This window comes from Sphingosinithalassobacter sp. LHW66-3 (genome assembly GCF_050703275.1).
Taxonomy (GTDB): domain Bacteria; phylum Pseudomonadota; class Alphaproteobacteria; order Sphingomonadales; family Sphingomonadaceae; genus Sphingomonas.
The window spans coordinates 1,566,963-1,580,825 of the sequence record NZ_CP193482.1 but is presented as its reverse complement, the minus strand read 5'-3'; the positions used below and the strand labels follow the sequence as shown (position 1 = coordinate 1,580,825).

12 protein-coding genes are annotated in these 13,863 nt (G+C 67.4%); 5 read left to right on the top strand and 7 right to left on the bottom strand.

The window, feature by feature from the left end:
- Nucleotides 1-2: 2 nt before the first annotated feature.
- Nucleotides 3-1,532 (bottom strand): F0F1 ATP synthase subunit alpha, encoded by a 1,530-nt coding sequence (gene atpA, locus ACQ450_RS07705; RefSeq protein WP_431471132.1) that lies wholly within the window; start codon nt 1,530-1,532, stop codon nt 3-5.
- Nucleotides 1,533-1,564: 32 nt separating this feature from the next.
- Nucleotides 1,565-2,134, bottom strand: coding sequence for a F0F1 ATP synthase subunit delta (locus tag ACQ450_RS07700; RefSeq protein WP_431471131.1), 570 nt, complete (start codon nt 2,132-2,134; stop codon nt 1,565-1,567).
- A 195-nt stretch (nt 2,135-2,329) separates the two neighbouring features.
- Here ACQ450_RS07700 and ACQ450_RS07695 point away from each other — a divergent pair, with 195 nt between their 5' ends.
- Nucleotides 2,330-3,274 (top strand): tetratricopeptide repeat protein, encoded by a 945-nt coding sequence (locus ACQ450_RS07695; RefSeq protein ID WP_431471130.1) that lies wholly within the window; start codon nt 2,330-2,332, stop codon nt 3,272-3,274.
- Nucleotides 3,275-3,291: 17 nt separating this feature from the next.
- Here ACQ450_RS07695 and ACQ450_RS07690 read toward each other — a convergent pair whose 3' ends face one another.
- Nucleotides 3,292-4,797 carry a DEAD/DEAH box helicase gene (locus ACQ450_RS07690; RefSeq protein WP_431471129.1) on the bottom strand — a complete coding sequence of 502 codons (1,506 nt, stop codon included), beginning with the start codon at nt 4,795-4,797 and terminating at the stop codon, nt 3,292-3,294.
- 117 nt (nt 4,798-4,914) lie between these two features.
- Between ACQ450_RS07690 and ACQ450_RS07685 the strand changes: the two genes are divergently transcribed.
- On the top strand, nt 4,915-5,517 hold the full coding sequence (locus ACQ450_RS07685; RefSeq protein WP_431471128.1) for a PilZ domain-containing protein: 603 nt from the start codon (nt 4,915-4,917) through the stop codon (nt 5,515-5,517).
- 87 nt (nt 5,518-5,604) lie between these two features.
- Nucleotides 5,605-6,645, top strand: coding sequence for a bifunctional DNA-binding transcriptional regulator/O6-methylguanine-DNA methyltransferase Ada (gene ada / locus ACQ450_RS07680; protein ID WP_431471127.1), 1,041 nt, complete (start codon nt 5,605-5,607; stop codon nt 6,643-6,645).
- Between the two features lie 3 nt (nt 6,646-6,648).
- Here ada and ACQ450_RS07675 read toward each other — a convergent pair whose 3' ends face one another.
- From ACQ450_RS07675 to ACQ450_RS07665, 3 genes are all read right to left on the bottom strand, one after another.
- The gene (locus tag ACQ450_RS07675; protein WP_431471126.1) at nt 6,649-8,196 is read right to left on the bottom strand and encodes a S1C family serine protease; all 1,548 of its coding nucleotides are present in this window, start codon (nt 8,194-8,196) and stop codon (nt 6,649-6,651) included.
- A gap of 61 nt (nt 8,197-8,257) precedes the next feature.
- Nucleotides 8,258-10,429, bottom strand: coding sequence for a primosomal protein N' (locus ACQ450_RS07670; RefSeq protein WP_431471125.1), 2,172 nt, complete (start codon nt 10,427-10,429; stop codon nt 8,258-8,260).
- A 311-nt stretch (nt 10,430-10,740) separates the two neighbouring features.
- Nucleotides 10,741-11,394: a DUF2490 domain-containing protein gene (locus tag ACQ450_RS07665; RefSeq protein ID WP_431471124.1), complete on the bottom strand. Its 654-nt coding sequence runs from the start codon at nt 11,392-11,394 to the stop codon at nt 10,741-10,743.
- Between the two features lie 111 nt (nt 11,395-11,505).
- Between ACQ450_RS07665 and fsa the strand changes: the two genes are divergently transcribed.
- Nucleotides 11,506-12,159 carry a fructose-6-phosphate aldolase gene (fsa, locus tag ACQ450_RS07660; protein WP_431471123.1) on the top strand — a complete coding sequence of 218 codons (654 nt, stop codon included), beginning with the start codon at nt 11,506-11,508 and terminating at the stop codon, nt 12,157-12,159.
- A 207-nt stretch (nt 12,160-12,366) separates the two neighbouring features.
- Nucleotides 12,367-13,257, top strand: coding sequence for a tyrosine recombinase XerC (locus tag ACQ450_RS07655; protein ID WP_431471122.1), 891 nt, complete (start codon nt 12,367-12,369; stop codon nt 13,255-13,257).
- Here ACQ450_RS07655 and ACQ450_RS07650 read toward each other — a convergent pair.
- A complete protein-coding gene (locus ACQ450_RS07650; protein WP_188056047.1) occupies nt 13,242-13,859 on the bottom strand; it encodes a DedA family protein in 618 nt (205 codons plus the stop codon). The genes ACQ450_RS07655 and ACQ450_RS07650 overlap by 16 nt on opposite strands.
- Nucleotides 13,860-13,863: the final 4 nt, after the last annotated feature.

Sequence of the window (13,863 nt, the reverse complement as noted above, 5' to 3'; positions counted from 1 at the left end):
GGTCACGCGAACGTCTTCGAGAATGCGTCGAGTGCCGCCTTCATCTTGTCGCGCGTCTCATCGGACAGCGCTTTGGTCTCACGGATCGAGTCGAGCACGTCCTTGTGATTGGCGCGCATGTCGGCGAGCATGGCCGCTTCATAGCGGGTGACCGCGTCGACCGGCACGCTGTCGAGATAGCCGTTGGTGCCCGCAAAGATCGAGACGACCTGCTCCTCAAACGGCATCGGGCTGAACTGCGGCTGCTTAAGCAACTCGGTCAGCCGCGCGCCGCGGTTGAGCAGCCTTTGCGTCGAGGCGTCGAGGTCCGATCCGAACTGCGCGAACGCAGCCATCTCGCGATACTGGGCCAGTTCGAGCTTGATCGAGCCAGCGACTTTTTTCATCGCCTTCGTCTGCGCGGCGCCGCCGACGCGGCTCACCGACAGGCCGACGTTGATTGCGGGGCGGATGCCCGCGAAGAACAGGTCGGTTTCGAGGAAGATCTGGCCGTCGGTGATCGAGATCACGTTCGTCGGGATGTACGCCGAAACGTCGCCCGCCTGCGTCTCGATGATCGGCAGCGCGGTGAGCGAACCGGCGCCGTGGTCCTCGTTCATCTTCGCCGCGCGCTCGAGCAGGCGGCTGTGCAGATAGAAGACGTCGCCGGGATAGGCCTCGCGGCCCGGCGGGCGGCGCAGCAGCAGCGACATCTGGCGATAGGCGACCGCCTGCTTCGAAAGATCGTCATACACGATCACGGCATGCATGCCGTTGTCGCGGAAGAACTCGCCCATCGTGCAGCCGGTATAGGGCGCGAGGAACTGGAGCGGCGCGGGCTCAGACGCAGTCGCGGCGACGACGATGGAATACTCCATCGCGCCATTCTCTTCGAGTTGGCGGACGATCTGCGCCACGGTCGAGCGCTTCTGGCCCACCGCGACGTAGATGCAGTAGAGCTTCTTGCTCTCGTCGTCGCCCTTGTTGACTTCGCGCTGGTTGATGAAGGTGTCGATCGCGACGGCCGACTTGCCGGTCTGACGGTCGCCGATGATCAGCTCGCGCTGGCCGCGGCCAACCGGGACGAGCGCGTCAATCGCCTTGAGGCCGGTCTGCACCGGCTCGTGCACCGACTTGCGCGGGATGATGCCCGGCGCCTTCACTTCCACGCGGCGGCGCTCGGTCGATTCGATCGGGCCCTTGCCGTCGATCGGATTGCCGAGGCCATCGACCACGCGGCCGAGCAGACCCTTGCCGACGGGCACGTCCACGATGGTGCCGGTGCGCTTGACGATGTCGCCTTCCTTGATCTCGGCGTCCGAGCCGAAGATCACGACGCCGACATTGTCGGCCTCGAGGTTGAGCGCCATGCCCTGCACGCCGTTGGCGAACTCGACCATCTCACCCGCCTGGACATTGTCGAGGCCGTGGATGCGCGCGATGCCATCGCCGACCGACAGCACCTGCCCGGTTTCGGAAACCTGTGCTTCGGTGCCGAAGCTGGCGATCTGGTCCTTGATGACCTTCGAGATTTCTGCGGCGCGAATATCCATGACTTAGCCTTTCCCCGACAGCGGTACCGCCGTCATCCTTTCATTGCGTGCGCGAGTGCGTTCAAACGAGTTTTGATCGAGGTGTCGATCATCTGGCTGCCGATCTTCACGACAAGGCCGCCGAGGAGTGAGGGATCGACCGAAAGGTCGAGCTTGACGTCGCGACCAACCCGCTGGCGCAGTTGCTGTTCGAGCGTACGCACCTGATCGTCGCTGAGCGGATGCGCCGACACCACTTCGGCAGTCGTCTCGCCGCGGTGTTGCGCCGCGAGCGCACGATAGGCCCGGATCACTGCGGGGAGCTGCGCGAGCCGCCGGTTCTCTGCGAGCACGCCGAGAAACTTCGCCGTCGTCGGATCGAGCTTCAGCGTCTCGGCTACCGCGGCGACTGCCTTCATCGCTTCTTCGCGTGCCACCAGCGGGCTGGTGGTCAGCCGGCGAAACTCGTCCGATTCGGCAAGCGCCGCACGGAGAGTGCCGAGACTCGACTCGACTGCGTCGATCGTCTTCGATTCGGCCGCCAGATCGAACAGCGCAGTCGCGTAACGGCCGCTGAGGCTCGCCTGGATGCTGCTGCCGATGTTACCGCTGGATGTCTCCACGCGATTCAATTCCTCACTCGGGAAAATTGGCCCCACACGAAAAGGGGGCTGCACCGGCTCCCGCCTCGTGCCCCCGATGGGTTGCGCGGGCTGCTAGCAGCGGGCCGCGGGGGATGCAAGTCGGGTGCCGCAGCCTTGCGGCAATGCCCCACGAGTGCGATTGGAACGCGCCGTTAACGAACCGGGGGAATCGTCATGACGGCAATCTGGAGCATGTGCCGCGGCATCGCCGCGCTGCTGGCGCTGGGCGGGGCCAGTGCAGCGCACGCCGAATCGGTGGAATTGGTCGGGACATTCCCGGCGCCGTTCCGGGAGGCGGCGATGCTGCACTCGATTGCGATCGAGCGTTTCGGCGGTGAGGACGGGCGCCAGCTTCAGCTTGCGGTCGAGCGCGCGTTGCTCACACCCGATCTTTCCGGAGCGACTCACTTCGACATCGTGGTTGATCGGCGGCGTCGCGGCGCGGCGAGGGCCGACGGCCTGCTGTCCGGAGTGGTGACCAGCGGAGTCGAAGAAGGGCGCGTGCGGCTGAAGCGCAAGCGCTGCGTCGAGCGTGATGGTGACGGGGACTGCACGCGCGAGGAGGACGTCGATGTGAATTGCACGCGGCGCATCGTGAACGTGCGTGCCGATCTGCGCCTCTCGCGCGAGGATGACGGCAGGATTCTCTATTCGGAATCCAAGCCGTTCCGGGACGAAATCAGCTGGTGCCCCGGCGAACAGCCGGCGCGGACGGTGGAGGAAACGATCGCCGGCGCGGTCGAAGGCTTCGCGAGGTCCGTGCGCTTCGATCTCGTGCCCCGCACCGAGCGCTACAGCGCCCGCTTCCGCGAGAGCAGCAGCGGACTGCCGCGTGAACTGCGGCAGCGCCAGCGCGACGTGGTGCGGCTGACGCAGCGCGATCTGGGCGCCGCCTGCGCCGCATGGGAAGAGATGAACGCGCTTGCGCCCGATCATCCTTCGATCGTCTACGATCTCGGCCTATGTGCCGAGGCTCGCGGCGATTATGAGCAGGCGCTCGACTGGTATCTACGCGGCGCCCAGTTGAGCAACGACGGCATGGCGGCCGAGGCTGCCGAGCGCGTATTCGCCCTCATCCAGGGCCGCGAGGATGCATTGGAGCGCGTCGCGACACGCTGACGCGCTCCGGCGCGGGATCAGCCCTGGGCCGGGCCGCCATGACGACGCGGGCCGCCGCCGGACCGGGCGCGATAGCCGCCGTTGCCCGCATTGCCGCCGGCGCCGCGGTTAGGCCGGTCGCCGCGTGGCTGCGCGTCGTGCCGACGCTCGCCGCCCTGCGGCCGTGCAGGACGCTCGCCTGCCGGCCGCGCTTCGTTCCGCTGCGGACGCTCGCCGCGATCTGCGCGCTCGCCTGCGGGCCGCGCGCTATGCGCCGGACGCGGTTTGCGCTGGCCCTGCGGCGGTCGACGACCTTCGCGCTGCATTTCGCGACCGCGGCGGCCGTTGCTTTCGTCCCGAGTGGGCTTCACCGCCACGCGACTCGCCACCAGCGCTTCGGCACGTGCGACGAAGTCCTGCGGCAGCGGTGCTACAGTGAGCTTCTGGCGGGTAAGCTTCTCGATGTCCCGCAGATAGGTGCGCTCGTCGTCCGCGCAGTAGCTGATCGCGATGCCGTCATTGCCGGCGCGCGCAGTGCGGCCGATGCGGTGCACATATTGCTCGGGCACATTGGGTAGTTCGAAATTGAACACGTGACTGACGCCTGAGACATCGATGCCGCGCGCGGCGATGTCGGTCGCGACGAGCACCTTCACTTTGCCCGAGCGGAATTCGCCGAGCGCACGCTCGCGCTGCGGCTGGCTCTTGTTGCCGTGAATGGCGTTCGCCTGAATCCCGTTGCCGGCGAGCAGGCGGACTACCCGATCCGCGCCATGCTTGGTGCGCGTGAAAACGAGCGCGCGGTCGATCGCCGGATCGTGAAGCGCCATCGTGAGCAGCGCCTGTTTTTCGGTCTGGCGGACGAAAGTGACATATTGATCGACGCGCTCGGCAGTGGTGGCAACCGGCGTCACTTTCACTTCGACCGGGTCGGACCGGAGGAACTGGCCCGCCAGTTCGCGGATCGTCTTTGGCATGGTCGCCGAGAAGAACAGCGACTGCCGCTTCGCCGGAAGCTCCTTCACAATCCGGCGCAGCGCGTGGATGAAGCCGAGGTCCATCATCTGGTCGGCTTCGTCGAGTACGAAGATCTCGAGGCTGGCGAGAATGCAGTAGCATTCGTCCATCAGGTCGACGAGGCGACCCGGCGTTGCGACGAGGATGTCGACGCCGCGCGAAAGCTCCTGGCGGTTCTTGTTCACGGAAGTGCCGCCGAATACGGTGGCGACGCGCAGCGGGGTGCCCTTGGCGTAATCGCGGGCGCTGTCGGCGATCTGAGCCGCCAGTTCACGCGTCGGCGCCAGCACGAGCATTCGGCAGCCACGCGGCTGGGCACGTCGTCCCGATGCCATCAGCCGCTCGATCGACGGCAGCATGAATGCGGCGGTCTTGCCGGTGCCGGTCTGGGCGATGCCCAGCAGATCGCGCCCCTCCAGCAGCGGCGGAATCGCCTGCGCCTGGATCGGAGTGGCCTGGCTGTAGCCCTTGGTCGCGAGCGCGGCGAGAGTCGTCTCGGCAAGGCCGAGGGTATTGAAGTCGGTCATGGAAAACTCGCATGTCGGCCGGGCGCACGACGCAAATGTCGCGTGCGCGGCGGGTCAAAAAAATGACGACCCGCGTGATTGGGGGAAGCCGATCAGAAAATGGACCGAGGCAGAGCCATGGCGGAAACCCGCCAGATCACGCTGCATGATGCCTCGACGTCCGCCATGTGGCGGTGCGGCATGGAATTGTCAATGCACCGGGATGCAGGCGGATCGTTAACTGCGCCGCACCTACGCTCCCGCTCTCCGGCGAGATGCCGGATGGCGGGAGAAGGCGGCGTGCTGGTGGCGCGACTGGAAGTGCTGGGAGAAGTCGACCGCCGCGGCGCGATCCGCTTCGTCGTGGACGGCGAGACGACTGCCCGGGGCATGGACGGGACCCCGGTGGACGTGATCGTCGAGGATTTTTCGCGGACGGGCTTCCGCTTCGTCGGCGACGTGGACTTCCCCGTGGGGACACTCGTTTCGATCGGACTCGCCGGTGCCGGCGCGCGCGAGGCGAAGGTCATTCGCAGGGATGGCCCGCGCCATGGCTGCGAGTTCCTGGTGCCGTTGCCGCAAAGCGTTATGAAGAAGGCGTTCCGCGGCCAGGAGGAAGTTGTTGCAGCACTCGAGGCTGCGCTGGCGCGCGCTACCGCGCCGGCGGCGGTCGATCCGGAGCCGCCGCAAAGGCCACGTCCGGGACGATGGTCGTGGATTGTGCGGCTGCTGCGGCGATGAACGGGAAGATTGGGCGCGACGTCCGCACACCGCTTTGATCGCAAGCGGCGGGATGCGCTGTAGTAGGTGGACGCCTATACCGCTCGCATGATGGCTCTCCCGGCTCCGTGCGAAGACGAGGCGTATGCCGCTTTCGAGCGCCGCGATCGTTCCTACGACGGGCGCGTGATCGGCGCCGTCACGACGACGCGGATTTATTGCAAGCCGAGCTGTCCCGCCCGGCGGCCGAAGCGGGAACATGTGGTCTTCTATGCCGATCCCGCGGCCGCGCGCGCCGCGGGATTTCGCGCCTGCCTGCGCTGCAAGCCGGATGAGGTGGCGCGCGATCGGATCGCGGTGGCACAGGCGGTCGCGCTGATCGAAGCCGCCGAGGCGCCACTGCCGCTCGATGAACTCGCCCGCCGGGTCGGCTACGCTCCGCACCACTTCCACCGGCTGTTCAAGCGCGCCACGGGAGTGACGCCCGCAGCCTATGCGCGGGGGCTTCGCGCCCGTCGCGCTGCCGCAGCGCTCAACCAGGAGGCGACCGTGACCGATGCCATCTACGAGGCGGGCTATTCGGCACCCAGCCGATTCTATGAGACTGCGGGTGCACGGCTGGGCATGACGCCGTCGGCGTGGAAGCAGGGCGGGGCGGGTGTGACAATTCGCTGGACCATTGCCGCGACCAGCCTCGGGCCGTTGCTGATCGCGGCCACCGAGAAGGGGTTGTGCCGAGTCTCCTTCGACGAAGATTCGGCGGCGCTCGTGCAGCGCTTTCCCAATGCCGAGATCGCCGCAGGCGGCGCCGCTCTGGAGGAACTTGCCGCCCGCGTCGTTGCCGAAGTGGAGACGCCGGGCCGCAATGCCGATCTGCCGCTCGATGTGCAGGGAACGGCATTTCAGGAGGCGGTGTGGCAGGCGCTGCGCGCGATTCCGCCCGGCGAGACGCGCAGCTATGCCCAGCTCGCCGCCGAGATCGGAAAGCCCGGTGCCGTCCGCGCGGCGGGCAGCGCCTGCGGCGCCAACAATGTCGCCGTGCTCATCCCCTGCCATCGGGTTCAGCGTTCCGACGGCAGCATGGGCGGCTACGCCTATGGCGTCGAGCGCAAGCGTGTTCTGCGCCGCCGCGAAGGCGTGGAGGACTAGCGGCTATTCCGCCGTGGCGATCGCCGGATCGCAGCGATAGACAAGCTTCTCGTTGAACAGCTCCGGAAGCGCCGCCCGGATCGCCTGCTGGCGGGTGGCGAGCTGGGCGCGCGCGTCCTGATCGGCGGAACATTGCTTGAGCTCGACCTGCGAGCGAAGCTCGCGCGCCCGGCTCATCTGCTCGGCCGAAAGCAGATACCTGGTGTTGGTATAGGTCCGCGTCGCAGCGTCGAAGGTGAGGACGGAGACGGTCTGTTCCTCGGACGGCACCAGGATTCGCTCCCAGCTTCCGTTCGCTTCGGCATATTGGGTCCGGCCGTTGACACAGCCTTCGGCAGTGACCTCCAGTGGTACATCGTTCGTGCTGGAGACGGTCACGCGGCTTCGCTCGGGCACAAGCGTGCACAGCATTCGGCCGGCCACGATCGCGGCGGCGGCAGTGCTCTCCGCAGGTTCGGGAATCGCCTCGATGGTGCTCTCGTCGAAGCTGGGGCGGCTGAAGAACAATGCGACTGCGCCCAGCATCAACACCACGCCGCCGATCGCCACCCACAACGCCTCGCGGCTGCGTCCGCGCGAGAGCAGCAGCCCTGCGCCGCCCACCGCCAATGCACCCAGCACCAGCAGCAGGGCGGCCGCGGCCATGTAATTCTCACGTGCGGCTTCGTTCTGTGCGCGCGCCTGGGCGATCGCCTCGGCGCGTGCCGCAGCTGTGCGCTCGGCTTCGGCGCGCTCGCGAGCCGCGCGCTCTTCGGCCGCTTGTTCGGCGGCGCTGCGATCCTGCGCCAGCCGTTCCTCGATGCTGACACACTCGACATTCACTGTCGCGATGTCTTGCTGTGCCTCGCGCAGGAAAGCGGTCAGCTCGCTGCCCGCGATGGCGAAGCCGAAGCTCGAGTCGCCTTCCTCGGCCCGCGTGATCGCCGAATTGACGCCCAGCACGCGCCCGCACCGATCGAGCAGTGGCCCGCCCGAATTGCCCCGCGCGATGCTGGCGGTATGGAGCAGTACGCTGGTGCCGATGAGAGTGCGACGGCCCGCGAAATTGCCTTGGCTGCGCACCGGCGATTGTGGAGTGATATAGGCGGCTGCCGACTGGGCGGTGGCGAGATCGACGTTGCCGGGATAGCCGAGTGCCACCATTGGCTCGCCTTCCTGCAACGGTCCCGTGAACAAGGTCAGCGGCGGCAGCCGCACGCCGCTGAATTCGATCAGCGCCAGATCGCGGTCGGGATCGAAGGCAATCAGCCGGCCCTGAAAGGATTTCTGCCCTTCGGAGGGCACCACGCCGATCACCACATTGTCGGGATAGCGCGCAGCGAGTTCGACGACGTGCGCGTTTGTGACCACGCGATTGGGTGCCACGGCAAAGCCGCTGCCATGGCCGAACCCGACCACTTCGTCGCCGACGACCGCGATGGTGACGATCCGCACGACGCCGCGCCCCGCGGCGGCGATATCGTCTGCCCGCGCCGGCTGGATTCCGGCGAGCATCAGCGTCACCAGCAGGAGCAACCGCCGCACCATTCCCAACCCCGCGCTCGAATTCATCCACGCCGGGCTTAGGATCAAATCGGCTGCCGGTTCAACCCGAGGACTTTCCACGACGCGATCACAGAAAGCTGTACGGATCGACGTCCACCGTTACGCGAACTTTCGCGTTCCGGCCGACGCCGTCGAGCCAGGTGCGGATCACATCCTGCACGTCGAACGTGCGCTTTGCATGGACGAGCAGCCGAAACCGGTGGCGGCCACGCAGCATCGCCAGCGGGGCGGGCGCCGGCCCGAACACCATCATTTCGTCCAGCTGCGGCGCGCTGCGACCGAGCATCCGCGCGGTTTCCTCGGCAGCGGGGCGATCTTCCGAGCTGACGACGATCGCGGCATAGCGGCCGAACGGCGGGGCGGACGCTTCTCGCCGCGCCTCGGTTTCGGCGGCGTAGAAGGCTTCGCCGTCGCCGGTCACCAGCGCCCGCATCACCTGCGCGCTGGGCTGGTGCGTCTGAATGAGGACCGTACCGGGCTTCTCGCCGCGTCCGGCCCGCCCGGACACCTGCATGATTTGCTGGAACGTGCGTTCGCTCGCGCGCAGATCGCCGCCGTCGAGCCCCAGGTCGGCATCGACGACGCCCACGAGCGTCAGATTGGGGAAATGATATCCCTTTGTGACGAGCTGGGTGCCCACCACGATGTCGATCTCCCCCGCTTCCATTCGCCGCACGAATTCGGCGGCCTTGGCGGGGGACCAGAGTGTGTCCGACGTGACGATCGCAGTGCGCTTGTCCGGAAACAGGTCGCGTACTTCGTCGGCGATCCGCTCGACGCCCGGCCCGCAGGCAACCAGCGTGTCCTCGCTTTTGCATTCCGGACAGAGCTTGGGCGTCGGCGTGTTGTGGCCGCAATGGTGGCAGGCCAGCCGGCCGGTCAGCCGATGCTCGACCATCCATGCGGTGCAGTTCGGGCACTGGAACCGATGGCCGCAGTGGCGGCACAAGGTAAGCGGCGCATAGCCGCGGCGGTTCAGGAACAGCAGCACCTGCTCGCCGCGCTCCAATGTCGCCGCCATTCCCTTCACCAGCCGGGGCGCGAGCCACCGCCCCCGCTCGGGTGGCTCCTCGATCAGATCGATGGCTTCGATGTGCGGCAGTTCGGCCGCGCCATAGCGGCCGGGCAGCTTCAACTCCTCATATCGGCCGAGTTCGACCTGGCGGCGCATCTCGATCGCCGGTGTAGCGGTCGCGAGGACCACGGGGCATTTCTCGAACAGGCCGCGCATCACCGCCACGTCGCGTGCGTGATAATGGACGCCGTCCTCCTGCTTGAAGCTCGTCTCATGCGCCTCGTCGACGACGATCAGGCCGAGGTTGGCATAGGGGAGGAACAATGCAGAGCGCGCGCCCACCGTCACGAGCGCCTCGCCGCTCGCGATCGCACGCCATGCGCGGCGGCGCTGCGACTGGCGCAGGTCCGAGTGCCAAGCGACCGGCGCGCAGCCGAAGCGCCTTTCGAAGCGCGTCAGGAACGGCTCGGTCAACGCGATCTCGGGCAGCAGCACCAATGTCTGCTTTCCCGCAGCGAGCGCTGCCGCGACCGCTTCGAAATAGACCTCGGTCTTGCCCGAGCCGGTGACGCCGTCGAGCAGGAACGGCTGGAAATCCGCTGCCCCCACTGCCTGGCGCAGGATGCTTGCGACATCGCTCTGTTCGGAGCTGAGGTCCGGCGGGGCGAACTGCGGGTCGGGGCGCGGATAGGGCGTGTCGGTTTCCACTGTCACGGCCTCGATCGCACCTGCTTTCACCAGGCCGCGAATCACGCCGTCGGACACACCCGCGATCGTGGCGAGCTCGCGCACCAGCCCCTGCCGGTCGCCGATCCGCTCGAGCGCCTGCTCGCGTTGCGTCGTCATCCGCTCGGGCACGATTCCGGTGGCGCGGTATTCGACGATGGTGGGCGGTCCCTCGAACGCCGCCGAGGTGCGCAGCGCCATCGCCAGCACCGCGGCCGGGGGCGCGAGATAATAGTCGGCGGTCCATTCGACGAGGCGGCGCAGCGGCGCAGGGATCGGCGGCGAATCGCTCACCGCGATCAGGTTGCGCAGGCGGTTGTCGCCGACTTCCTCGGTAGGCAGCCGATCCGGTTCCCACACCACGCCCGCCAGCTGCCGCGGCCCGAGAGGGCAGACGACGATCGACCCGGGCTCGACGTGCATTCCCTGCGGCACGCGATAGTCGAGCGGACCGAGAGCGGAATTGAGGACGAGAACGCGAGCGCGCGGGCCGGGCATGGGGGCGATGTAGGGGATGCGTGCGGGGAGGGGAACGGATCAGTTCCGCGGCCCCAACCGGCACGAATGCCGCGGTACCGGGGTACCCGAACGCAGTGAATGCAGCGGTACATCCCCCACCGCCTGCGGCGCCCGGCAGGCGATCGGTGTCCTCGGCTCCCCGCGCGATGGAGTCGTCGAACGGCGCAGGAGCCGCGGTGAACGCGCAGGGCTGTGCAGCATGGATGTCCTCTCCTCGCGCCGGGCCGGGGACTCGTCAGATATGCCGTTTCGGGGGGTGTAGGACAGCGTTTTTTTCAAGCGCCCCCGGATCAGAAGCCGAACGCAATCCCTGCCGTCACCACATGTGCCATTCGGTCGCGCGCTCCGTCGCGGCCGAACCCGTACTGGTTGAGATATCCCACGCTGCCGCGCATCCGCCCGACCAGCGGCGCAGCGACCGCGATCGAGTTGCGCATGCGGAACAGCCCCCGCTGCCGGTTCCAGTCGGCGGCTGTCCCGATGAAGCTTTCGTGCGCAATCGACAGCCGCGTGCCATCGCGGTTCAGCGGGAGACTGTAGGCGATCTGGGGGCGGAGGCGAAAATGCACGTCGTCGCCGTCGTTGCGGAATCGCTCCTCCAGCCGCAGTTGCCCGCGCAGTGTTCCCCCCGCCACGCGGGTGATCGGAAACGCCACCTGCTGGCGCAGCCGGTGTTCGCGAATCGCGGGGCCACCGACGCTGCGGCTGTGCTGATACCCCGCGCCCAGTGAGACGCCGCCGACCTCGTGGCTGAGCATGAAGCCGAGGATCGATTCGTCGAGCCCGGCATCGTCGAATCGGAATTCGCTCTCGAGCCCCAGCTCGGTGGCGCTTCCCAACGCCACGTCGGCGTCGGCCGAGAGCCACAGAAGCGCCTCGGTCTCCTGCGCCTTCGCCGGGGTCGCTGCCAGGACCAACAACGTCAGAACGGCGAGCGATCGCATTCTCTCTCCTTCTCCGGGTGTGCGCGTGCCTGCGCTCGGCTATAGAGGCGACGAGCATGCGGGGCCAAGCAGCGCGTCACGCAATCGTCACATATCTGCAAGAGAGATGTCATGAAATTCTTCGTCGACACTGCCGACACTGCCGAAATCCGCGACCTTGCCGCTTCGGGGCTGGTTGATGGCGTCACCACCAACCCCAGCCTGATTCACAAGGCGGGGCGCGACTTCCTGGAGGTGGTGAAGGAAATCTGCGAAATCACCGACGGCCCGGTCTCGGCCGAGGTCGTCGCGACCGACTATGACGAGATGATGCGCGAAGCGGAGATCGTGCGGAAGATCGCCGACAATGTCGCAGTGAAGGTGCCGCTGACGATCGACGGGCTGAAGGCGTGCAAGAGCCTGACCGACGACGGCACGATGGTGAACGTCACGCTCTGCTTCTCGGCCAATCAGGCGCTGCTCGCGGCCAAGGCGGGCGCGACGTTCATCTCGCCCTTCGTCGGCCGGCACGACGATGCCGGCTTCGACGGCATGAAGCTGATCGAGGACATTCGCCTGATCTACGACAACTACCTGTTCGAAACCGAAATTCTGGTCGCCTCCGTCCGCCACCCGGTGCACATCCTCGAAGCGGCCAAGATCGGCGCCGACGTGATGACCGCGCCGCCCGCAGTGATCCGCCAGCTCGTCAAGCACCCGCTGACCGACAAGGGCATCGAGAGCTTTCTCGCCGACTGGGCGAAGACCGGTCAGACGATCGGCTGAGCCAAGCGTGCGCTTCTCCGCGAGGGGAGGGCACGCGGCCGGACCCGTGGCAGCAGGACATCGCCGCACCCTTCGGCCGGTCGCGAACAGCCGTAGAAATTGCTGTCGCGCAGACGGGGCGCGTGCCAGGATCGCGTGCATGGCTAGGTTTGTCGCCTCTTCCGCACTGATCCGGCGCGGCCCGCGGAAAACCATGCCGGCGCCCGCATGAACGCGCCGCTCCCCTTGCGCTATGCAGAGCATCTTGCTCGCGACCGGCGCCGCTCGGCGCATACCGTTCGCGCCTATCGTGCGACCGCCGAGCGGCTGCTCGCCTTTTTGCGCGGTCACTGGGGCGGCGAGCCCGATGCCGCGGCGCTGGCGGCCGTGGGCGCGGCCGACCTGCGCGCCTATCTCGCGCATCGCCGCAGCGAAGGACTCGGCAACGCTTCGGCGGCACGCGAGCTTTCGGCGGTGCGCGGGTTCCTGCGCTTCGTTGCCGGCGAACGTGCCGAGTTGCCGCGGCTTCGCGGCCCGAAAGTGAAGAAGGGCGTGCCGCGCCCGATCTCGCCACAGGAGGCAGTGGCGCTGGCCGAGGAAGTATCGGAGGATGCCGCCGAACCCTGGATCGCGGCGCGTGACCTTGCCGTGCTGCTGCTGCTCTATGGCGCGGGGCTGCGGATCGGCGAGGCGGTGCGGCTCACCGGCGCCGCGCTGCCGCTGGGCGAGACGCTGCGGGTCACCGGCAAGCGCGACAAGACGCGGATCGTGCCGCTGCTGCCGCAGGTGCGCGCCGCGGTGGAGGATTATGCCCGCATCTGCCCCTATGGTGTCGCGGGCGAAGCGCCACTGTTTCGCGGGGCAAAGGGAGGGCCGCTGCCGCCCGGCGCGATTCGCAAGGCAGTGCGCAGGGCCCGGGTGCGGCTGGGGCTTTCGGAGCGTACCACACCGCATGCGCTGCGCCACAGCTTCGCGACTCATCTGCTCGGCCGGGGGGCGGACCTGCGGGCGCTGCAGGAACTGCTGGGGCATGCCAGCCTCAGCTCGACTCAGATCTACACTGCCGTTGATGCCGCGCATCTGCTCGACGTCTATCGCAACGCTCACCCGCGGGCTTGACGCTCGGAACGCGGCTTCCAGGTGACGACGCGATAGATGTACCAGAGGATCATCGCCGCGAAGATCGCGATCGCCGCGGGGCCGATGTAGCTCTGGATGCGATCATATTGAGTGCCGAGGAAATAGCCTGCGCCCAGCAGGATGGTATTCCAGATCGCGCTGCCCGCCGCCGTGAAGAGCAGGAAGCGGCCGAACGGCATCTTGAGCATGCCCGCCGGGATCGAAATCACGGTGCGGCCGAACGGCATGAAGCGGAACAGGAACACAGTGACGCCGCCGCGGCGGCGGAAGTGGCCGTGGAGCTTCTCGACATCCTCCCACTCCATGGTGAACCAGCGGCCGTGCCGATCGACCAGCGGCTTGAGCCGCTGGTAGCCGAGGCGGCGGCCCACTTCGTACCAGCCGAGGTTGCCGAGCACCGTGCCGACGGTGCCGAAACCGAGCACCAGCCAGAAGTTCATGTCGCCCTGCGCCACCGCGATCCCGCCGAGGCCCATGATGACTTCGGAGGGGATGGGCGGAAAGATGTTCTCCAGCGCCATCAGGAACAGGATGCCCCAATAGCCCCCCGCGACGACGATGCTGATCGTGAACTGAGTCATGGCG

Excerpts from the sequence above, each read along its gene's own strand:
- ACQ450_RS07695 (WP_431471130.1), top strand. The coding sequence starts at position 2,330 with ATGACGGCAATCTGGAGCATGTGCCGCGGCATCGCCGCGCTGCTGGCG.
- ACQ450_RS07655 (WP_431471122.1), top strand. The coding sequence starts at position 12,367 with ATGAACGCGCCGCTCCCCTTGCGCTATGCAGAGCATCTTGCTCGCGAC.
- ACQ450_RS07690 (WP_431471129.1), bottom strand. The coding sequence starts at position 4,797 with ATGACCGACTTCAATACCCTCGGCCTTGCCGAGACGACTCTCGCCGCG.
- fsa (WP_431471123.1), top strand. The coding sequence starts at position 11,506 with ATGAAATTCTTCGTCGACACTGCCGACACTGCCGAAATCCGCGACCTT.
- ACQ450_RS07650 (WP_188056047.1), bottom strand. The coding sequence starts at position 13,859 with ATGACTCAGTTCACGATCAGCATCGTCGTCGCGGGGGGCTATTGGGGC.
- ACQ450_RS07685 (WP_431471128.1), top strand. The coding sequence starts at position 4,915 with ATGGCGGAAACCCGCCAGATCACGCTGCATGATGCCTCGACGTCCGCC.
- ACQ450_RS07665 (WP_431471124.1), bottom strand. The coding sequence starts at position 11,394 with ATGCGATCGCTCGCCGTTCTGACGTTGTTGGTCCTGGCAGCGACCCCG.
- ACQ450_RS07670 (WP_431471125.1), bottom strand. The coding sequence starts at position 10,429 with ATGCCCGGCCCGCGCGCTCGCGTTCTCGTCCTCAATTCCGCTCTCGGT.
- ada (WP_431471127.1), top strand. The coding sequence starts at position 5,605 with ATGATGGCTCTCCCGGCTCCGTGCGAAGACGAGGCGTATGCCGCTTTC.
- atpA (WP_431471132.1), bottom strand. The coding sequence starts at position 1,532 with ATGGATATTCGCGCCGCAGAAATCTCGAAGGTCATCAAGGACCAGATC.
- ACQ450_RS07675 (WP_431471126.1), bottom strand. The coding sequence starts at position 8,196 with ATGAATTCGAGCGCGGGGTTGGGAATGGTGCGGCGGTTGCTCCTGCTG.